This is a genomic window from Nostoc sp. 106C (assembly GCF_002154725.1).
Lineage (GTDB): Bacteria > Cyanobacteriota > Cyanobacteriia > Cyanobacteriales > Nostocaceae > Aulosira.
The window spans coordinates 1-21,728 of record NZ_MTAW01000017.1; the positions used below are offsets into that span (position 1 = coordinate 1).

17 protein-coding genes and 4 pseudogenes are annotated in these 21,728 nt (G+C 44.5%); 2 read left to right on the plus strand and 19 right to left on the minus strand.

Annotation, left to right across the window (positions count from 1 at the left end; genetic code table 11):
* Positions 1–155 precede the first annotated feature (155 nt).
* The 3 genes from BV375_RS00830 to BV375_RS00840 form a co-directional block, all read right to left on the minus strand.
* A complete protein-coding gene (locus BV375_RS00830) occupies positions 156–1,598 on the minus strand; it encodes an alpha-L-fucosidase (protein ID WP_086756280.1) in 1,443 nt (480 codons plus the stop codon).
* 247 nt (positions 1,599–1,845) lie between these two features.
* Complete coding sequence (locus BV375_RS00835; RefSeq protein WP_086756283.1) at positions 1,846–2,796, minus strand: L-lactate dehydrogenase; 951 nt, start codon at positions 2,794–2,796, stop codon at positions 1,846–1,848.
* 177 nt (positions 2,797–2,973) lie between these two features.
* Positions 2,974–3,405 carry an FAD-dependent oxidoreductase gene (locus BV375_RS00840; RefSeq protein ID WP_208099025.1) on the minus strand — a complete coding sequence of 144 codons (432 nt, stop codon included), beginning with the start codon at positions 3,403–3,405 and terminating at the stop codon, positions 2,974–2,976.
* Positions 3,406–3,583: 178 nt separating this feature from the next.
* Between BV375_RS00840 and BV375_RS00845 the strand changes: the two genes are divergently transcribed.
* Positions 3,584–4,411, plus strand: coding sequence for a class I SAM-dependent methyltransferase (locus BV375_RS00845; protein ID WP_086756286.1), 828 nt, complete (start codon positions 3,584–3,586; stop codon positions 4,409–4,411).
* A 408-nt stretch (positions 4,412–4,819) separates the two neighbouring features.
* Here BV375_RS00845 and BV375_RS00850 read toward each other — a convergent pair whose 3' ends face one another.
* The 16 genes and pseudogenes from BV375_RS00850 to BV375_RS00910 form a co-directional block, all read right to left on the minus strand.
* On the minus strand, positions 4,820–5,212 hold the full coding sequence (locus tag BV375_RS00850; protein WP_086756288.1) for a DUF6130 family protein: 393 nt from the start codon (positions 5,210–5,212) through the stop codon (positions 4,820–4,822).
* A gap of 255 nt (positions 5,213–5,467) precedes the next feature.
* Positions 5,468–6,478: a DUF4331 family protein gene (locus tag BV375_RS00855; protein WP_086756291.1), complete on the minus strand. Its 1,011-nt coding sequence runs from the start codon at positions 6,476–6,478 to the stop codon at positions 5,468–5,470.
* Between the two features lie 96 nt (positions 6,479–6,574).
* Positions 6,575–7,444, minus strand: coding sequence for an alpha/beta hydrolase (locus BV375_RS00860; protein WP_086756293.1), 870 nt, complete (start codon positions 7,442–7,444; stop codon positions 6,575–6,577).
* Positions 7,445–7,660: 216 nt separating this feature from the next.
* Entirely contained in the window at positions 7,661–7,843 is a 183-nt protein-coding gene (locus BV375_RS37895; protein WP_243713797.1) for a 3-alpha domain-containing protein, read from the minus strand.
* Between the two features lie 63 nt (positions 7,844–7,906).
* Positions 7,907–7,996: pseudogene (locus tag BV375_RS38550) on the minus strand (MOSC domain-containing protein); the annotation flags it as partial.
* Between the two features lie 76 nt (positions 7,997–8,072).
* Positions 8,073–8,396 (minus strand): annotated as a pseudogene (locus BV375_RS38975) (MOSC domain-containing protein); the annotation flags it as partial.
* Positions 8,374–9,123, minus strand: coding sequence for a glucose 1-dehydrogenase (locus BV375_RS00870; protein ID WP_086756295.1), 750 nt, complete (start codon positions 9,121–9,123; stop codon positions 8,374–8,376). The gene BV375_RS00870 and the pseudogene BV375_RS38975, both read right to left, overlap by 23 nt.
* A 64-nt stretch (positions 9,124–9,187) precedes the next feature.
* Complete coding sequence (locus tag BV375_RS35670; protein WP_339376782.1) at positions 9,188–9,358, minus strand: hypothetical protein; 171 nt, start codon at positions 9,356–9,358, stop codon at positions 9,188–9,190.
* 8 nt (positions 9,359–9,366) lie between these two features.
* Positions 9,367–9,882, minus strand: coding sequence for an SgcJ/EcaC family oxidoreductase (locus BV375_RS00875; protein WP_086756297.1), 516 nt, complete (start codon positions 9,880–9,882; stop codon positions 9,367–9,369).
* Between the two features lie 96 nt (positions 9,883–9,978).
* Positions 9,979–10,918, minus strand: a pseudogene (locus BV375_RS00880) (IS5 family transposase).
* A gap of 212 nt (positions 10,919–11,130) precedes the next feature.
* Complete coding sequence (locus tag BV375_RS00885; protein WP_086756299.1) at positions 11,131–11,562, minus strand: cupin domain-containing protein; 432 nt, start codon at positions 11,560–11,562, stop codon at positions 11,131–11,133.
* A gap of 81 nt (positions 11,563–11,643) precedes the next feature.
* Positions 11,644–13,221, minus strand: a complete 1,578-nt coding sequence (locus tag BV375_RS00890; protein WP_086756301.1) for a GMC family oxidoreductase N-terminal domain-containing protein — start codon at positions 13,219–13,221, stop codon at positions 11,644–11,646.
* Positions 13,222–13,671: 450 nt separating this feature from the next.
* A complete protein-coding gene (locus BV375_RS00895) occupies positions 13,672–13,908 on the minus strand; it encodes a hypothetical protein (RefSeq protein WP_086756302.1) in 237 nt (78 codons plus the stop codon).
* A gap of 96 nt (positions 13,909–14,004) precedes the next feature.
* Entirely contained in the window at positions 14,005–14,565 is a 561-nt protein-coding gene (locus tag BV375_RS00900) for a DsbA family protein (protein ID WP_086756305.1), read from the minus strand.
* Positions 14,566–14,771: 206 nt separating this feature from the next.
* Entirely contained in the window at positions 14,772–15,401 is a 630-nt protein-coding gene (locus BV375_RS00905) for a response regulator transcription factor (RefSeq protein ID WP_086756307.1), read from the minus strand.
* 8 nt (positions 15,402–15,409) lie between these two features.
* A complete protein-coding gene (locus BV375_RS00910) occupies positions 15,410–21,451 on the minus strand; it encodes an AAA family ATPase (protein WP_339376781.1) in 6,042 nt (2,013 codons plus the stop codon).
* A gap of 48 nt (positions 21,452–21,499) precedes the next feature.
* Between BV375_RS00910 and BV375_RS00915 the strand changes: the two are divergent.
* A pseudogene (locus BV375_RS00915) lies at positions 21,500–21,673 on the plus strand (ISAs1 family transposase); the annotation flags it as partial.
* Positions 21,674–21,728: the final 55 nt, after the last annotated feature.

Consider the following 21,728-nt stretch of genomic DNA (forward strand, 5'->3'; position numbering starts at 1 on the left):
TTCCTAAGCTCCATGAATATGGTGTTTTCTCATGAACCATTTAGGATTGCTATATTCAATTGGAAAGTTTAACTTCAGGAAACATCTCTATTAAAAAATAAGCTGTAAGCCTTGTTTCTTCTTTAATCAAAGATGTTTCTAACTTCTGAATCAGATTATAGAGGCATACAGCCGATCTCTAATGTGTAAGCTGGTGATTTTTTGACTAAAGACTTGTGCGGTAGTGTTATGGATAAATTCTGACCGTACTGCTGCCACTCCAGTGTACCTCCAACACCTAGCATCGTAATATTTGCTTTTTTCGGCAAAATTATTCCTGGAATAGTAACCTTCCTAGAAGTTGGCTCATCAAGCAATATTGCATATAATTTTCCTTTATTAGTGGTGTAGCGCACTCGAACAAGTTCTGTAGTTAAATCTTCTGCTCGTATCCAATAGCGTGAGCCAAAGATTGCTTTACCATTCACATCTAGCCATTTACCTAAACCTTCTAATCTTTCAAGCTGTACTTCGGATATTGAACCATCAGCCTTTGGGCCAATGTTCAGCAATAAATTCCCATTTTTACTAACAATATCTACAAATAAATCAACTAGTTCATCTACCGAAATCATGTTTAAATCAGTATCATTTTGGTTATAACCAAACGAGTAGCCTAAACCCCTTGTACTTTCCCTTTTTTTTGGTTCTATTTGTGTGGATTGACTATATTCAGGTGTAGAAAAATCAAAGTGCAACCCTAACTGACCACCTAAATCAAAACGGTCGTTCACTACACCATCGGGTACGCGATTGTAAAAGTAGGCCATAATTTCATTCGCTTGCCCAATAGGGTAGCCAAGATCGTTCCATAATATAGATGGCTGATAGCGGTCAATCAACTCGCGCCAATGAGCATTCGCATAATCTGCATAGGCTTTTTCTTGAATAATTGCTCCCACTAGTGTATTGAAATCTGTGATTGTTGCATCTTTGAAAGACCAATCAAGACCACCAGAGTAATACACACCCATCCGCATACCTTCTTTGCGAACAGCTTGTGTTAGTTCGCCTACAATATCGCGTGTTGCCACTCGCCCTGGCTGGTTTATAGTTTTACTAGGCCACAACAAAAAGCCATCATGATGCTTCGTTGTTAGTACAACGTACCGCGCACCTACTTTAGAGAATAATTTTGCCCATTTCGAGGGGTTCCAATTTGTTATGGCTGCATTAAATCTAGGAATAAAGTCATCATAGGTGAAGCCTTCACCATAGGTTGTACGATGGTAGTTATAGGTTGGACTGCCCTCAAGTTTCATGGAGTTGTAATACCATTCCGAGTAAGGGTTGTTCTTAAACCAGTATTCCCAACCACGCTCTGCAACGACTTTGTTCAGTTCTCCAGTTAGTGGTGCATAGCCAGGTACAGAATATACCCCCCAATGAATGAAAATTCCGAGTTTCGCATCCTTGAACCAGTCTGGAACTTCATGCTTCGATAGGGATTCAGTTGTTGGCTCATAAGTTCTTTGTGCAAGGGCAACAGAAGTGAACAAGTTCAAAAATACTGTTAACGATAATGTAGCAAACAGCGCACTTACTAAAAACTTAATCATTACAAGGTTCCTGATTGACAACGTTCTCAAACTTTAGAACGAAAGTATACTTAAGCATTTTTAGTTGCTATTTTTGTCAACAAGCACTAAATGTTTTTAAGTCCATCAAATAGTGAAACTAAAGCTATTTATTTCCTGAGTAGTCTCTACTGATATTTAGCTCATGTATTGCCTTGTTCTACTTGATGGCAAAGGTATTGTTCAGGATACTGTATTTTCAACCATAGCCGCACCTAATTGATTTTAATTATGCAAACAAAAAATTATAGGCTTCATTGACTTTGTTGGCTGATTCTTCTAATAAGCGTTGTTCATGAGCATTTCTTGATAACAGCAGTTGGCGCTCAATACCTGTTGAGCCAATGATACATGGAAGTCCAAGCACAACTTCACTGCCAACTCCATAGTTAGAATCTGCTCTGGCCGATACTGGAAATATCTGCTTTTCATCTCGCAGGATGGTATCAACTAACTGACAAACTACTATTGATATACCATAGCTTGTATTTCCTTTGCGTTCAAAAATGTTATAGCCTCGTTTACGAGTGAATTGTGCGTACTCTTGCTGAATTTGTTCTAGCGTTGCTCCTTGTGGTATGGGAAATTCAGTTAACAAAATTCCCCCAATAAATGCACTAGACCAAATGACAAATTGACTGTCTCCATGCTCTCCAATCACATAAGCATGAACGTCTTGTTTGGCAACATTCAGTCGCTTTCCAAGTTGATATCTCAGTCTAGCAGTATCCAGAACGGTTCCCGAACCGAAAATTAGGTTTTCTGCTCTGGTAGAAGTAGCTTGAGCAATCCGCGTTAGTACATCTACTGGATTGCTAACGATAATTACGATTGAATTCGGTGCAACTCGATCTAATTCTTTGATTGTCGAACGTATAATCTCTGCATTATCACTCAATGTATCTAATCGGGTCTGTCCAAGTTTCGGCTGCACCCCAACAGTCACAATAATGACATCTGAATCAGCTAGATCTTCATACTGGTTTGATGGTTTAATCTCTACTTCTTTAAGTAGGGGAATGCTGTCTTCGATATCCCATGCTTGCCCTTCAGCTTTTGATAAGGTTCGGTCAAAAAGGACAACCCTTACACATTTACCGAGTATAACTAAAGCATTTGCAACATCTGCACCTACATTACCTGCACCAATAATACCGATTTTAGATATTTTAGTCATCATGCTATATCTACTTTTTTCAAGAGTGAAATGTCGTTTGTTTGGTAATACTATTTCACCAAATTAAAGATACAAATGATTTCTCCTCCGCTCCTCTGCTCCCCTGCCCCTCTGCTTGCCTAAATGTATCAAACTTAAAGTGAAACGGTATAATTCCTTGGGTCTGCAATTACTGTTTTCTTACAACTTGGAAAACAATATATTTAACCCTTCGGTCATTGTGGGATGAGTTAAAATACCATCGCGCAGAACGGTGTAGGGCATCTGAGCTTGCATCACCATCTGCACTGTTGAAATCACTTCACCTGCTTCAAGTGCAGATTGCACAACTGATCGTTTTCGTTGGATCACCTCTGCTAGATCAACGATGGGTGTATTAGCTTTAACACCATAAGCCGCACTGTTTCGCACTGTGTTTGCCACATTGGCACTCGCCACCATAGTTTTAGTAGGAATGCAGGCAATATTAATGCACCCGCCACCAATCATATTTAAACTGCGTTCAACCAGAGCAGTTTTACGTTCGTCAGCGACTAACGCCGGTGCAAGTGTTTTACCCGCTTTGCCGCCGCCGATAATAATATCGTCATAGTGTTGAATGTCCACTTCCATATCTTTTGAGTTTGTGAATACGATGTTTATAGGGGGTTAAGCCGGGATACGCGCAAAATAGGACATGTTGTAAATAAATGTTACACAACCTACTTTCTTGATTTACCAACTTGCCCTTATTTGGCATGAGATGCGACAAGAGAGTTAAGCTTGAAAATGACTTGCACGGGTAAGAATCATGGCAGATTCGGTCAAAATATTTAATGAGTATTCAAATCGAGACTTAGAGCAACGGAAGGTTTGGTACACGCCAGTTGTGGAAGCTTATGATCGAGGCAGACCCCGCTATCCTGAAGCACTAATACAGCGAGCGATTGAAGCCGCTCACCTTTCCCCTAACTCAACCATTCTCGAAGTCGGATGCGGGTCAGGAATTGCGACGATTAACTTTGCTCAGTTGGGATGTGCAATCGATGCGGTAGAACCGAATCGAGATTTCTGCCAAGTTGCAGCACGTCGTCTTGCAGCATTTCCGAAGGTTCAACTCTTTCAGGAATCCTTCGAGGAGTGGCAAGTTCAACCACAAGCGTATGAAATTGTACTAGCAGCAAATGCTTGGCACTGGATATCATCCGGCATCAAATATGTGAAAGCATCACAGACGTTACGAGAGGATGGTTCTCTCGTTTTACTTTGGAACCTGACGCTTGAGCCAAGTCATGAAGTTCATCAAGTCTTGAATCAGATTTATCAAGCTTACGCGCCCGCGATCGCACCTGAGTACGAAGGTCGAGAGAAACAAGCTGAAATTGCCGCAGGCTTGGGAAAACCTGTCGGGGATTCAGGATTGTTTGAGCCTCCCTCCACAGAAATCTTCCCTTGCGAACAAACCTATAGCGTTGATCGGTATCTCGATTATTTGAGTAGCGGTTCACAATACGTTGCTTTAGAGTCGCAAGTGAGAGTAAATCTATTTTCGGGATTGAGAACTGCGATCAAACAGCAATTTAAGGGCGAAATTCACCTGTTTAACTTAGCTGCATTTCAAATTGCGCGGAAGATCTAAATATTATACCGCAGACATTAGATGAGATTGGGGCAAAACTCAGTACAACTTAATTCCTTCTTTCCTATTCCCCATTCCCAATTCCCTGTTCCGTCTCTCTACGAGTGATTCAGAAATCAAATTGGATTCCTATAGAAGGTGTTATGAACTTCAAAAAAGATTAGCGTTCTGAGAAAGTTTTAACGATGATATATTTGGCGAGCGTAACTTAAGATGCTTGCCCTAACTAGGTTTAAAAAAAGTGCATAACACTTGCTAGAAAATTCAACTTTTCGTACAAGCTTGCCGTATCAAGATACGATTGTTTTTATACACAGCAGTTTGATACAGTTCAATGAATACCACCTGCGATGTGCAGCATTTCTCCAGATGCCGCCGTCAAAATTGCGATTTTTCCGTCTAGTTTTTTCATGATTTCTTAGGATCGGGCAGCGTGAACTTTACAGTTTCACTGGTGATTACTTTGTGCATGGGGTCAGCTAGTTCGATCAGCACCTTGTGCGGACCAGGTTCCAGTCCGACCAGGATAATCGTTTCGCCACTGGAATCGACAAAGTGCCACGGTGCATCATCGACGGTGATGTGGATATGTCCGATGCGCGGTGATACATCGAGGGCACCTTTGCCGAACACGGGCAACAGGCGCAGGTTCTCCGTCCGATACTGGATGAAGACACGACCTTGAGCTAGGGGTTCAGGAAGTGGTGGATCGACAATCAGCTTGGCGGGTGCTTCGTTGTCGATCGCGAACAACGGTGATGCTCCGATAATATCTTTGGCGCTTGGGATGTAGTTGTCCATGCTGTTAGGTATTTGAGAATTGACTTCATGAAGTTGAACGTTCCTAGTTCTTGCGGATTTTGTGGAGAACTATAATTGTCAGACAGCAAGCCATTCACAGTCTACGAGAGATCAACGGTTTGAGGTGCTATTTCATGGGAAAACTGGCTTTACCTATGGTTTAAATCTGCTAGGAGAAAGCGCTGAAAGCTTGCTTTTATCTACACTCCACAAAATCCGCAAGAACCAACAGTTTTTTATACTCTCGTAGTGCCGCTAGCTCTTCTGATGCGGCGTACCAATGTACGGGAACTCTTTGAGAATGTCGGTATGTGGCTTGAGACCTGAGGGGGGAATATCGCCCTTGGAGAGGAAGGCGAGGCGATGATCAATGACATCGTCAGTAAAAACGCGGCCGTTGGGATACTTCGCGGGCTTCGAAGGATTGAAGCACAGCATGTCAGGCAGAATGCCGTCGGCGTCGATCGCGGCAATTGCTTCTTCGCGAGTATAATTGCCCGTATGCCCCATCAAGTGTACAAACTGATCCGTCCAGCGCTCGCGATCATTGACCGGTTCGCTGGCGTTGTATTCCAATTTGGTGTCGTCGGTGTTGAAGAAGCTGCTGACGCTTGGGTGTCCAGCGCGATCAACATGAAGCATCTTACCGTCCTCGCGCACGCTGCACCGTCCCCAGATCCGGATCTCCGGGTTCGCGCCAAGCTCGCTTGTCGGCAGCTCGATCACCGTCGAGAACACATTGGCTTCCGTATTTGAATCCACGCCGGTCCACGGAGACTTGCCGCCCAAGTGGGGTGCAGTGAAATTTCTGCCGCCCGAGGTATCGAATAGATTCTTGATTCCGTCGAAGTCGAAAAAGAAAGCGTCGCTGCGAGCACCGGCGAAAAACGTGTAATCGCCAGACTTGACGATGTTGGGTTGAGAGCCGAAGGAGACTTCGGCATCGGCGATGATCTTCGTCCCAACAGCTTCGACCAAACGAGATTCCGCGCCTTTTGCCACGAAGACGTTTACGGTCTGCCTACCGTTTTGCGGTGGTGAGAACACGTAACTGATCGCAATGTCCGTCAGGTAGTCTCCGTCGTTGTCAATGTTGAGGCGGTAGATGGCATCGGGATGAAGCGCGTCGGCAGTTGGATTTGCATTGAGGATGATCACAGTCCTCGATGGGTCAGTGAGCGACTGGAACGCATAGAGGTCGCAGAGGTCGAGTCGTTGGTCCCCGAGAGGTGCACCGAGATTGAGTCCAGTAAAATGGTTCGACATTTCTTCTCTCCTTAAACGGATTTGCTTTTATTATGTCAAGAGCGGGGTGAGAGTTAAAGCATGAGTCATACTCGAATGATTCATCATTTGCACTCATCAGGCAGGAACAGGTTGCAGCCGTGATGTGAGGAATTGATTGATATAGTTTGCGATCGCGTCTCCTTCCTCTTCCAAAGCAAAATGTCCAGTATCAAGTAGATGAAACTCAACATCTTTCAAGTCGCGCTGGTAAGGATAAGCACCTTCAGCAGGGAAGATATAGTCGTTCTTGCCCCAGACAATCAGGGTTGGAGGTTGATATTGACGGAAATACTCTTGCCATTGGGGATAGAGCGGTGGATTGGTGCCATAGCTATAAAACAGCGCCAGTTGAATCTCTTCGTTTCCGGGACGATCGAGGAAATGTTGATCCACCGTCCAGGTATCGGGACTAATTGCTTCTAAATTATGAACACCGTTGGTATATTGCCACTTCGTTGCTTCTAGAGTGAAAAGGTATTTGAGCTTTTCAGCATTCTCAGGCGATCGCTCTTGCCAGTATGCCTTAATTGGTTCCCAGAATTCGCGCAGACCTTCCTCGTAAGCATTGCCATTTTGAACAATTAGAGATTGCACGCGTTCTGGATATTTAGCTGCAATCCGATAGCCAATCGGCGCACCATAATCCATCACATAAAGACTGTACTTTTTGAGAGCGATCGCAGCAATGAATTTCTCTACAATCTCAGCCAAGCGATCGAATGTGTAGTCAAATTCACTTACCGTGGGCATGGAACTATTACCATAACCAGGATAATCAGGGGCAACCAGATGAAACTTATCAGCAAGTGCTGGTATGAGATTGCGGAACATGTGAGATGAAGTTGGGAAGCCGTGCAATAGCAGAATCGTCGGATTATCGCGGGAACCAGCTTCACGGTAGAAGATATCTAAACCATCGATCGAAACTGTGCGATATGTAGTCATGGAATTAGTTCTTGTAAGTGATAAAAGTGACATGATGGCGTTTTACGACAGGTCGATCTATCTCACATCCTGACGACCAAAGAGGGGGAAAAGGGTGCAAGAAAGAGTTTTTAAATATGGAGAAGGAAAAAAGATGTATTTCCAGATACGTAGTACGAGGAATACAGGCTCATAGTATCAAGCCCATAACTAAAGTTAGGGGGTTCCCTTTCGCCTTTAACCTTTACCCTTTTCCCCGCCCGAAGGGCGTTGACGGATCTGCTCTTGAAAGTAGTCGCGCCAGCTTTCGGGTAACGCTTCAAGTCGAGCAGCACGATGCAGTAACTCTGGATTGTTTTGCTCGCGAACATAAAGCTGAGTGATATCAGCAACAGTAATATTGTTGGTATCTCGACTCATCAACTCTAAAGTGTCTCCGACTCCAACTTCGCCCTCTTGCAAAACTCGAAAGTAAAATCCGGTGCGACGACTGGCGAGAAATCGTTTTACCATATCCGATCGCCCAAAGCGAATCCCTAGTTTGTAGCAGGGTAAGCGCGGTTGAGTCACCATTAGTTTCACACTGCCGATTTTGAAGCGAGAGCGCTATCGCGCACACTTCGTGAACGCCAATGTTCAATTCTTCTTCTCTCAATCCTGTGACTGTAAAGTTTTCACCAAAAATCCCAAGTGTTAACTCTGTGTCAGGCAATTCGCTTCGCCAGTAATCATAATGCTCAAAAGGATAAACATATACGGCTTTGTCAACTCCACCATGAACGGTGAGATCCGCTTGGCGATCGCCATCTAAATTGAGTTCGTGCACCATTACTCTGGCATTAACTGGCTCTTTGAAAATTCCAGTGCGGACGGCTTTTCCTTTCCAGGTCACTTCACGCGGCAGTCCGACATTAACAGAGATCAGCTTCATGTTTAACCCCTTTTGGACTTTAAATCTGTGCCATACCGCCATCGACAAACAACTCGATGCCGTTCACGAAGTTGCTGTCATCTGAAGCCAGAAAAACAACTGCTTTAGCAATCTCATCGGGTGTGCCGACTCGCCCTAATGGAATAGTGACAGCTTGGCTATCCACAAATTCCTGCACCTGCTCATCACTAAGTCCCAGAAGATTGTAGCCAGGAGTCGGAACCACACCAGGGCTAATGGCATTCACTCGGATCTTGCGGTCTTTAAGGTCGAGTGTCCAATTCCGAGCAAACGATCTCACCGCAGCTTTGGTGGCGCTGTAAACACTGAAAGCTGGCGTACCTTTTATAGAAGCAGTCGAAGCATTCAGGATAATAGAAGCGCCCTCTGGCAAAAGTGGCAGTGCCTTTTGTACGGTGAACAGCAAACCTTTGACGTTTACGTTGAATGTTTTGTCAAAGTGTTCCTCAGTGATTGCTCCAAGTGGGGCAACTTGTCCACCGCCAGCATTAGCGAAGATGATATCGAGATGTCCTTGCTCTTGCTTAATGGTGGCAAACAGGCGATCGAGGTCTGCTAGATTAGAAACATCGGTCTGCACAGCCGTAACATTTTTACCAATGGCTTCTACAGCAGCATCCAGCTCGGCTTGGCGACGACCTGTGATGTAGACATAGGCTCCCTCAGCAACAAACTGTTTGGCAGTGGCAAGACCGATACCACTATTGCCACCCGTGACAAGGGCGATTTTTCCTTCTAGTTTTTTCATTATGTTAATCTAATGGAGATTCTGGATTTGTATGAACCATTGAAGTGTTGTCGGTTCTGTTGCATCACAACTTTGAGAATAGCAGATTTAACCCTTGAGTAATTGTTGGATGAGTTAAAACGCGCTCGCGCAAAACGGTATAGGGCATCTGAGCTTGCATTACCATCTGCACCGTCGAAATTATTTCACCCACTGCATGACACAACAGTGAACACCCAAGAATTTCTCCTTTGATCGATCTGCTTAATGACGCTGCTTGAGACTTACAACGAGGTCAGTCACTTGACGTTGAGCCTCTGCGCTCAGTGAGTCAAAGTCGTCTAAGAAGAATTGACGTTCTAGCGTTAACTTCCGGGTATTAAGTAACCCTTCGATCTGCCAACCTTCGTCGCCTTTCGTTACGACGTATAGCGGCAGCGAATCTCGTGACGGTGAAGTTTCACTTTGTCCGGCCAGTATTACCCTGATAACTACGAGCATGAGTGCGAGTTGCGAGTTCACGAAGCGGACAAAATCCACCTCACCCTCCAGGCGTGTTCCTTTGGCAGCCGTGTCGAACACTTGCTGATGAAATGCAGCGATTTCTTTTCGACCCTTGAGATGCGTGCCGTCGAACGTGATGAAATCGGCAGTTTCGCTGAACGGCGCAGCGAAGCCTTCGCCGCTACCTCGATTCCAAGCATCAATCATCTGACGAGGGAAAGCACTGATTGCCAACTCGTCAGCATTAGTGGTGGTTTGAGCTACTTGTGAATTCATAGTTTTGAGTTTTCCTTTTAAGTGATAGACCAGTTTTCAAGGGCTTTGTTGCATGAAAGAAAAAAAGGACATACCAATCCGTAATCGGATTTGAAATTAGCCTTCAACTTTGTAAGTATCTGGCTTGCCTAACTGGATCATGCGATTAAGGGCGGCACATTGTAGAAATAACTCGACAGCTTGATTGTCAAAAAAGCGTCGTCTTAATTTACCACCAAAGATGATTTTGAGACGAAATATCGCAGTTTCGGACAATGAACGGCGATGATACCCACTTTCTTGTTTCCATTGCTTACGCCCGACTTGGTTCACCCGCAGCAGATTTTCATCTCTAGGGTGTGGCTGTGCTTCATTATTTGGTTGTTGAATTTTGGCGTTGCTACGAGGTGGAATTGTCACCTTTGCACCGCGCTCGGCAATAGTGTCATAACAGTCAAAAGTGTCATAGCCACCATCACCAGAAACCTGGTCTATCAGCGCATCTATCTGCTCCAATATGTCTGGAAGCACCTCACAATCAGCTACATCATTAGTAGTTACAACTGCGCCCAGAATTTCTCCACTCTCTTCATCAACTCCTAGATGTAATTTGCGCTCCTTCCGCCTTTTACCAACCCCATGTGTACGAACTTTCCATTCGCCTTCACCATAGACTTTTACAAAGCGTTGAATCCACTACAACATGAACAGCTTTGTCCTTTGGGATTACTGGCAGTTCCACAGACAGCTTGCTTAAACGACGAGATAGCGTGGAATGGTCTGGTACTTCTAGCTCAATTCCCATGAGCATGAATAGCGATTCCAAAAATCCCTCTGCTTGCCTTCCTGGTAAATGAAACACTGATTGAATCGTCCCCATAGTGGCGATGGCTACGTCACTATAATAATTTGATGCTCCTTTTTTCCCTGTTTTCTGCTGGTTGCGCCACTGCTCGATTACGTCTTTGTCCAGCCAGAAAGTTATACTGCCCCGCTGCTTTAATGCTGCATCATAGGCGTTCCAATTTTTCACTTTATACTGGGCTTTCGTCTTCATCGTTGGGCGCTTGCGGCAAGAGAACATAGGCGATAGGTAAAATTTACCATTTTGCCTATTCACGCAACAACGCCGTTTTCAAGCGGCATAGCGGGTGTTATGAACTCTGAAAATCATCGGCTCTGTGAGCCAGTTCCAAGCATTCCTCAAAAATCCCAATAAGGGCTGAATTTCGCTTCTGGACTAGGTTATGTAGAAGTTCATAACACCCTCTAAGGGATATCTCCGGGCGCACCCAGAATTTCGTCGCCAATTTCGGTGCAGATGCGATTGAACAATTCCATGTCAGGTGCCTCATTCTGGTTTTGCGTTCCTGTTGCTTCAATTAAGTCAGCAAAGGCACTGGGCGAAGCAACGACTAAACCGCGAGCTGGTTGATCGCTGAGTGCAGCAACAACATGGGGTGTACCCATCGGAATGAAGGCACTTTCGCCTGCGCCTAGCACAACCTTATTCTTACCAACCCAGACAGTGAACTCTCCTTCCAACACATAGAGTTGTTCTGAATAGCGTGTATGGCGATGAGGTGGAGTCTGTGCACCAGGAGGGAAATAGCCTTCAATCAGGTCATATTTACCGTCAGTTGTGGTGCGATCGGCGAGGATAGTGAGGTAGTTATTAAGAAGCCAGAATGATTTTGTCATGGAAGTACTCCTTCTAATGAATGAATTGTGTTACAAACGCTCAAGCTTGCGGCTCAGATAAAGCAGGCGTTCATGCCGTTTCTAGATAGACGAGTGTGACAAATTTTGAACATTAAGTTTGTTGGGAACGCTTTGCGAAGAACGCTCCGCTTTAATTAGATCTGCTGTTTTCTCAGCAATCATGATAGTGGGTGCATTTGTATTGCCTGTAGTGATTGTTGGCATAATGGAGGCATCAACAACTCGCAATCCCTCAACCCCATATACTCGTAGTTCGGGATCTACCACCGCCATTGAATCAATACCCATTTTGCAAGTGCCAACCGGATGATACACCGTATCGCAAACTTCTCGTACGTAAGCAACGAGTGCTTCATCGCTCTGCTTATCTGCACCAGGGGCCACTTCTCTACCACGAAACTCATCAAAGGCACTTGCACCGAACAAATTACGCATTAATTTAATCCCAGCAACAAGCTTTTGCACATCAGCTTCACTTTGCAGATAGTTTAGCCGAATTAACGGTGGGTCTTGGGGGTTGGGGGAACGCAAACTGACACTGCCAATGTTTTGGGGATGGGTCAAACAGACTAGACTTGTGAATCCTGAACCAGAGTGGGCATAGCCAGGGGGTGCCAACAGAACGGGGCCGAAGAGAAACTGTAAATCTGGTGCAACATCCACATTACCCTCAGTATGCAAAAATAAATTAGCTTCCGCAATACTACTGCTGCTGGCAGTGTGTAAATCCTTAGCTGCTTCGTGTACTACGGGTACAACAGGGTGATCCTGAAGATTTTGACCGACACCCGGCAACTCAACTACTACCGGAATTCCTAATGTTTGCAGGTGTTCTGCGTTCCCAATGCCAGAAAGCATCAGTAGCTTGGGCGAATCAAACGCGCCAGCACTTAAAATCACTTCGGAGTTAACCCTGACTTGATGCAACGTTCCTTCGTGCAGGTACTCCACTCCAACGGTGCGGGTGTTCTCAAACAACAATCGAGTCACCAAAGCTTCTGTGATTACGGTCAAATTGGGACGCTGGAGAATGGGTAAGAGGAAAGCAGCTGCGGTACTGTGACGCTTACCATCCTTGATTGTCAACTGATAGAGTCCTGCACCTGGCTGCTGCATCGCATTGGCATCAGGATTGTTGGGATATCCCATTGCCACTGCTGCATCGACAAAGCGTTGGGATACCACAGCAGGGGCAATGAGATCGGTCACGCTCAATTCCCCATCAGCCCCGTGGTATTCGGAGGCACCACGTTGCTGATGCTCGGATTTCTTAAAATAAGGTAGTACATTCTGGTAACTCCAGCCGGGATTCCCCAATGACTCCCAGCGATCATAATCGTGATGATTGCCCCGCAGATAAATCATGAAATTAATCGAACTGCTGCCACCCAAGACTTTTCCACGGGGACAAAAGATTTTGCGATTATTGAGGTACGGTTCTGGCTCTGAGAAGTATGCCCAGTCAACTTCGGAGCCTAGTAAGCTGAGGCATTCCGACGGAATGTGAATCTCCGGTTTAGTATCTGGGTTGCCAGCTTCGAGTAATAACACGGTTGTTTCACTGTCTTCTGTCAGACGGTTGGCAACAACGCAGCCTGCCGAGCCTGCACCAATTACAATGTAGTCATAATTAGTCATAAAGTTCTCTTCCTGTGTTATCTACAATGGATAAATGGAGTCAAGAATGAACTGATTTAAAGAGCGATCGCTCAAATACTGTTAGTTCTTCATTTACAACACCCGATCTGCTGACTTTAACTGCGTACCAATACTGCTCTGCCAAAAACCAAACTTGTGTCTCATTGGTTCATAGAACTTGGCTCACTAACAAATCGTTAAATTGGGATTACTTTACAGCAGTACTTGCTGCTTCAATCACTTTGGCAACCTCTTTTGGATGAGAGATAAAAGGAACATGACTGGAGTTAACTTCGGTTGTCTTAGCACTAATCCGTTTAGCCATAAATCGTTGAAGTTCAGGGTTGATGGCGCGTAGACGCGCAGCGGTGAGGGGGTCGCAGTCTTGGCGGTTCCCGTCGATTGCGAACCCCCGAACCCGAAGGGCTTGTCGTCAGACATCGCTTTGAGTCACAATAAACCAGGAAGGAATTGTTTTCCAGGCGATTTCATTGGAATAACGTGTTGCCATGATGTACCGTCAGCATAAGCACCATGAACGGGAACGATCGCAGGTTTAGAGTTGGACGCTTGAGGTAATTCCTTGGAGGTTGCTGATGTTGGATGCATTGATATTCCAACGACAATACTTAATGCAAATAACCACAGCAACAATTTTTGAACTTTTTTCCATGTAAAAACCATCATTGCGATCGCCTCTATATTCTTGCTAAATTGCTGAAATTGGTTCTTGTTGTCGGTATAGAAGTTCTGAAATACTTCTTAAGATAAGCATCAAAAAGCTTAATCATTTGCAGCAACAATGGCTGCCATTATCTGCTTAACAGTCCAGCGATCGAGATAGCGAATTCCATTAATAAACAAAGCAGGTGCAGCCTCTACTCCACTCCGCAGTCCACCTTCGACGTCCGCATTGATCCGATTGACATACGCTCCCTTGGAAAAATCCTGCAAAAATTGAGAAATATCAAGTCCTAAACGATTGGCGTACTCTACTAGATAGCCATTTCCCAACTCCTGTTGATGGATAAACAGCATCTCATGCATTTGCCAAAACTGCCCTTGAACCGCTGCTGCTTCGGCGGCTTCTGCTGCTCGTTGAGCATGTGGATGAATCTGTACCTGAGGAAAATGACGGAAGATAAAACCTAAATTGTTTTCTCCAAACGAAACCTTCAATTGCTGCCCGGCAACTTTAATCAATCGATAGACGTTAGCACTTTGAAAACATTCATAATCTCCATACATGACGAAGACTACAGCAGCATTCAGTACACCTTGAATACGATCCTGGGTTGAAGGCAGAACGAATAAAGAAATATAATTATCAGAGTCGTCAGTCATGTTTCGGTTTGTATTAAGCAAACTTAAGCCTTACAACCCAACTGCGCTAACTTTGCTATGGATTTAATATAGACAATTGACCCTCTGTTGTCGTCCACTCTAGGTTTACATTTTTGTACAATCGAGTGATGGATGAACCAGTCCATCTCGCAGTGGAAGGTTGTCTCCAACTAAAGTTGAAATTCGGATACCAACTTTAGTACAGCTTATAAATTGACAATCCCACGCTTGACAGCAGTAATCACAGCTTGTGTGCGATCGCTCACTCCCAGTTTGCTCAAAATGCGATTCACATGGGATTTGACAGTACTTTCACCAATACTCAAAGCAGTCCCAATTTCCTGATTACTCATTCCTTGTGCCATCAAACGCAGCACTTCCAACTCTCGTTCGCTCAGTTCTGGATTGGTCATTCGCTGCAATAATTTTGCGCCCACTTCTGGCGGAATATATTTCTGACCATTATGAATGGCGCGAATCGCATTTAAAAGCTCGCTAGGTTTAGCATCCTTAAGCAGATAGCCTTGAGCGCCCGCCTGCAAGCCGCGATAGATGTCTTCATCACTATCGTAGGTTGTGAGTACCGCGATTCGAGCCTGCTTAAATTCAGCACAAATCACCATAATGGCTTCCACACCTCCCATTTTGGGCATTCGTAAATCCATTAGCGTGACATCGGGTTGGTGTTCTCGAAACGCGTCGATCGCCTGTTGTCCGTTTTCAGCTTGAGCGATCGCTGTCATTTCTGGATCGCGGTTAATGATGGTTACTAGACCCTTTCTGACTATGGCATGGTCATCAACAATTAGCACCTTAATCTTAGTGGATTGGCTCATTGTAATTCTCACTGTCGATTGATAGCGACAATAATTTCTGTTCCTTGACCCGGTTGGCTTTGAATTGTTAGTTGTGCGCCAATGCGCTCTGCCCGTTCGCTCATTCCTAATAAGCCAAACCCACCGCTCAAAGGAATGCTACCTACTCCAAAGCCCCTGCCATTGTCTTTAACCCGTAAGATACACTGTGTCTCGTTGTAGGCTAACTCAACCCGAATTTCGCTGGCATCAGCGTATTTAATCGCATTGGTTAATGCTTCCTGCCCAATTCTGAGTAGGTTATTCTCCACTTCGGTTGGTAAGAAATAGGCTGTACCGTGAGTTTCGCAAATCAAAGCGGTGTCGGTCGTTGATCGCATTTGAGCCACAATACGATGCAAGGCACTCTCTAAATTACCTTCTTCTAGTAGCTGCGGACGGAGTGCTGATACGGATCGCCGTGCCCCTGCTAGTCCAGCACGTGCTAGTTCCTCAATCATTTCCAGATGTACTTGGGTTGCTTTTGGGTCATCCGCCAGTACTTGTGTTGCTGCTCCAACCTGAAGTAGAATACCTGTGAAAGATTGAGCTAGTGTATCATGAATTTCTCGCGCTATCCGGTTGCGTTCTTCCAGAATTGAAGCTTGCTCAGCTCGTTTGCGATCGCTAATATCTAGAATTATCCCCAACATTTGCACTGGCTGTCCGGCTTCGTTATAAATGCCTCGACCTCTGCCAACGAGCCAGTGAATACTATTATCTGGGTAAATCACTCGGTATTCAGCTTCAAAATCAGTATGAGTTGCTAGAGCGGTTGTAACCGCTTGCTCAACCCGATTAATATCTTCTGGATAAACGCGATCGCGCCATACCTGATAGCTACTCTCAACTTCACTGGGAACTAACCCCAGCAATCGAGCATAATTGTCGTTCCAATCTACTTTGTTCTCGGTGATATTCCAGTTGCAACTACCAATGTGCGTGAAGTCCATCGTCAGCCTGCGTTGCTCTTCACTTTGTCGCAAGGCATTCTCCACTCGTTGGCGCTCTTCAATCTCCTGCCAAAGCAGCAAAGTCCGCTCAGTAATTTGCTGTTCTAAGGTTTGGTTGTAATCAGCTAATAGTTTCTCTGCTTGTTTGCGTTCAGTGATATCTTGAAAGGCTACAATCGCATAAGCTACCTTGCCCTGTTCGTCAAAGACTGGAGTACCCCAAACCTCAACTGGAATTGTTGCGTTATTTTGGCGAATTTCTATATCATCAACGGTGGTGGATTCGCCGCTCAACGCCCGGATAACTGGCAGTTTTTCAGTGGGATAGATTCGATCCTCTCCGGTCACATAAAATTGATAAGCCTCTGAGATTTGCTCCGGCGGCACAGCAGGATCGATCCCTTTACCCGTGAGTTGAATGCCCCGTTGATTGGCGTAATAAGGGCGACCCTCTGCATTAACGATGCCAATGCCTACTGGAACTGCTTCTAGAAATTGAGCCATTCTGCTTTCGCTTGCTTGAAGCTTTGCATAGAGTTTGGCATTTTCGATCGCAATTGCTGCCTGCGTAGAAAGTAGGCTGAGAATTTGGGATCGCTCTGGTGTAAATGCCCCAGATGCCAATTTATTTTCTAGATACAACACACCGATGAGCTTGCTTTGATTGAGCAACGGTAAACAAAAGACTGATTGAGTCTGGTGATTTTGAATATAGGGATCGTTGATAAAATTACCTTCACGAGTAGCATCATTGAGAATGACCGATTCATGAGTCCGAATCACATAATGAACGATCGATTCAGGTAAACGATTTGCGATGGAAGTCGATTGCAGCACTTTAGTTGCACAGGTCTGTGCGCCATCAACCAGTTCACAGGTCGCTTCGATCGCCCATTCTCCTGCGTTTTCTAAAAGCAAACATCCGGTTTGCGCTCCAGCATTCTCAATGAGGATCTGCATTAAGGTGTGGAGCAGTTGTTCCAGTTCAATCTCACTGGAAATCGCTTGGGATGCTTTCATTATTGTTGCTAAATCGAGAGCAACATGAGAGGTATTAGAGGTAGTTCCAGCAGTAGTTTGGATTGGTGTGGAACTCACACTTGTTGATTGAGGAAAAAACTGAGGATAATGAGCCTCCAAATTCCTGACCTTTGCCGTTGCGCCCCACCGTTCATAGCAGTAGTGAGCTTCCTTCATATATAGCTGGGCAAATTTTTCCAAACCTCGCGCCAGATAATGTTTAGCAGCTAATTCGTAAGCTAAGGCTTCTTCCTGAATATATCCGTTTTCTCTGGCTCCTTGAATCGCTTGTTCGTAGAATTTTTCTGCCTCATGCAACTGACCTAAAACTCGCGCTTTTTCTGCCTCGACTAAATGATATTTATGCAGAAAATTCATAGGCGCATGACACGCCCATTTGTGCATTTTTTCCTGGTTGCTGCTCACGTTAAGGAATAATACTTTTTGTTCTGAATCAGGGACAGATGAATAAATTGCTAGTCGCACCAAAGAGTCATAAAAGCAGAACAGTGGCATCGTTACTTGCCCTGGCGCACCTTTGAGATACCCCTCAGCCGCATTTGCACTCTTTAACGCTTGAATAAACTGCCCAAATAGATAGCAGAGGATCAGTTTGTTGATATAGAAATATTGAAATCCCAGAGAATCATTGTTTGCTAAATAGCGGTTCAATCCCTGTAGCTCATTATAAGCAACGCCTTGTAAACAGCAGGGGTTATTAACCTGTCCTTGTAAGTTCAGTACTGCCTGCCAAAAGATTTGATGGTAATTCAAGCAAGTTTCCTGCTTCAATTGGGCGATCGCATGGCTGTAATTCTCCATTTCCCGTTCTAATTGAGTCAGTTCTAATCCACTGAAATATAAATATTCACATTTTTGGTAAGCCGCTAAACCTGCAAATCCGAAATCTCCCGTTTCTACTCCGCTGGAGTAACCTTCCTGCAATAGGGGTACAATCTCCCTAAAATGGGACTTGCCAAAGCTGATGCCTTCCGCAACAATTAGAAAGGTTTTGCTTTTAAGTTCTTTCGCATTCAGCCATTCCACAAGGTTAAGGGCGAGTTGACCCAACTGATGAGCTTTCTCTACATCCTGAGTTGCTGCGGTGAGTACGACTCCATAACAAGAATAGGCAACCGCAGAAGTGGGTGCATTGCCATATTGAATCGATAACTTGACTTGCTCGCAGGCCATCAGCCAAAACAGTGCAGGTGCAGCCTGAAAAGCAGGAGAAGCGATATTTGAAATAATCCGCATGGCTGCCAATTTACTGGCATCTGTCATTAAAGGTAAATGCACTAAATCTTGAATATTTCTTCCTTGCAGAACTTCTGTCGTTTCTTTTAGTGCTTGTTGAATCTGGAATTCTGTAGGTGATTGTGGTAGGTTCAGCCCTAGTTTTGCCAACACTTGCAACCCGACTTTAATCGCGTCTAACTTGCGAGTTTGTGCTACATAGGTTTTGATTATGACCTCATGAACTTTCACTTCATCTAAAATGGTTCTGGCTGCTTGCAAAACAATAGCAACCCATTGCTCCATCGCCAGAAAGTCACCGGATAGATAGGCAGTTTCTGCGGCTTCTTCATGGAGAATCAAACTCAGGTCATACTGCTGTTGCCAACTATCGGTTGCGAGTAACTCGATGCCTGCGAGCGCATACTTCAAAGCTGCACTGTAGGCAGTTGCCGCTTTAGCTTTTTGGGCTGCCATTAAGTTGAGTCTGGCAATGCTGTTTCGTTCCTGCCCAGAGACGAGATCAACCCCTAAATTGAGATGATCGACAATTTCAAACAGCCGCTCTGATAACTCCTCTGGCAAAGTTTTTTCCAGCAGATTGCGACCGATTTGCAGATGAACCACCTGTTTTTTGGATTCATCGATTAAGGCATAAGCAGCTTGCTGGACGCGATCGTGCAAGAACTTATACTCTTGAATTAACAAGTTTTCATCTAATTCAGATAGTGGTTGAATTAATCCAAGTTGTATGGCTGCTAGTAAATCTTGAAAAACCGTTTCAGGTGGTTTATCGCAAACAATTGATAGAGTATCTAAATTAAATTCAGCACCAATACAAGCTGCTAACTGGAGAATTTGCTGTGTGTTTTCTGGTAATTTATTTAATTGGATCAGTAGCAACTCCACCACATTATCGGTAATATCCTGGGCTTGAATATCAGCTATGTTCCATTCCCAGCATAAGTTTTGTGCATCAAAAATCAATAAATTTTCGCTATATAGCGTCCTCAAAAATTCATTGACAAAGAACGGATTGCCCTCAGTTTTACGCAAAACTAACTCAGCTAAGGGACGAACGATATCTGCATTCTGATGCAGCGTCTCGGCAATCAACTGACTCAACGGCAAGAGCGTTAATGGTGTTAGGGTAATTTCCTGAAGTACTACCCCTTTTTTTCGCAGTCTCTCTAGCATTAATGCTAATGGATGCGTTGGCTTCACTTCATTATCTCGATAAGCTCCAATCAAAAATAGCGATTGGGCTTGCTCATCCAGCAGCATCAACTCAATTAAATTCAGCGTTGCTGAGTCTATCCATTGCAAATCATCTAAGAAGATCGCCAGGGGATGTTCTTTTGAACAAAACACCCGCACAAATTGTCCAAAAACCCGATGAAAGCGATTTTGAGCTTCAGTTGCTCCAACGGACGGTACAGGCGGCTGCGTGCCAATAATCAATTCAACTTCTGGGATGACATCAATAATGATTTGTGCGTTGTTTCCCAGAGCCGTTAGCAGGCGATCTCGCCACTGTTGCACATACTCGTCTGGCTCACTCAGTAATTGCCGTACCAATTTTTGCAGGGCAACCGCGATCGCACTGTAGGGAATATTGCGCTGAAATTGATCGAATTTTCCCCAGATAAAATAGCCACGCTTTTGGGTGATTGGTTTATAAATTTCCTGCACCAACGCAGATTTGCCAATACCAGCAAAGCCAGATACCAACATCATCTCAACTTGGAATTTTGGGTTGCTGGTTTGTTGGGTTTGTGAAGTTGTTTCTGAATTGTTTGGTAAAGCCGAAACGGGATTTGAATCTGGACAAGCTACACGGTCGAACGCCGCCAGTAACATTGCAATTTCCTGATCCCGTCCATACAGTTTTTGGGGAATTTGAAAGCGATCGCAAACGTCTTGAAGCCCCAGTTGAATGCTAGAGATTTGACCAATTTCTTTTAATTGTTCAGCACAGATTTCTAAATCTGCTTTGATGCCCCAGGCACTTTGATAGCGATTTTCAGCATTTTTCGCCATTAGTTTGAGAATGATATCTGAAACTGGCTTGGGAATCGTTTTATTGATTTCATGAGGCGGAATAGGATGTTTGGCAATATGACCATGAACTAGCTCTAGCACGTCTGTGGTGGGAAATGGTAGTTGTCCGGTGAGCAGTTCGTAAAATGTCACGCCCAGCGAGTAGAAATCAGTCCGGTAATCGAGCAAACGGTTCATCCGCCCTGTTTGCTCTGGAGACAGGTAGGCGAGGGTTCCTTCTAAAACATGAGGGTTCTTGAAAGTCGGATTCGTGCGGTTAAATTGGGTGGCAATTCCAAAGTCAATAATTTTGATAACGCCAGTATCAGGATTGAGAACTATGTTTCCCGGGTTGATATCTTTATGAATGACATTGGCTGCATGGATTCTGCCTAGAATATCGCAAAGGGCGATCGCAAAATTTAGAAAATTCGATAAAGGCATCGGGCAGAAAATATCTGGACGCTTGTGCATCCATTGCTCTAGGGACTCTCCCCCAAAATCTTCTAAAAGAATCACCAGAGTACGTTGATAATCCTGCTGGCTGTATGCCTTAATCACTCCTTCCAAGTTAAGGGAACGGGTAATTTTATATTCTTGTCTGTAGCGGGTTAGTTCTTGAGGTGAGGGATAATCTTGCTTGAGTATTTTTACAATTATCCCTACTCCATCGTCTCTGATGCCCCGATAAACTAGAGAATTAGAACTTTCGTAGATCTTGTCTTGGATGGCAATACCAGGTAGAGCAATCATAGAGCAACTCTTGAGAGGATAATCTGGCATAACTCAAACTATACACCTATTCTCAGAATGAGAATAATTACTTTAAACGAAGATAACTGTCGCATAAGAAAAGATAACGCACCACAAAATTTTGCAGTTCTGCGCCACATTGCAGTTAATCTTTTAGGTAAAGAGACACGGTTGAAGGTAGGAGTAAAAAACAAACAATTTCTAGCTGCGATGGATAATCAATATTTAACTCGATTACTTTCCTTGTTTTAAATCTAGTTTCATAGGAAATTGAATCTGGCTGCAACTACTTTGATAGTTAGGATTG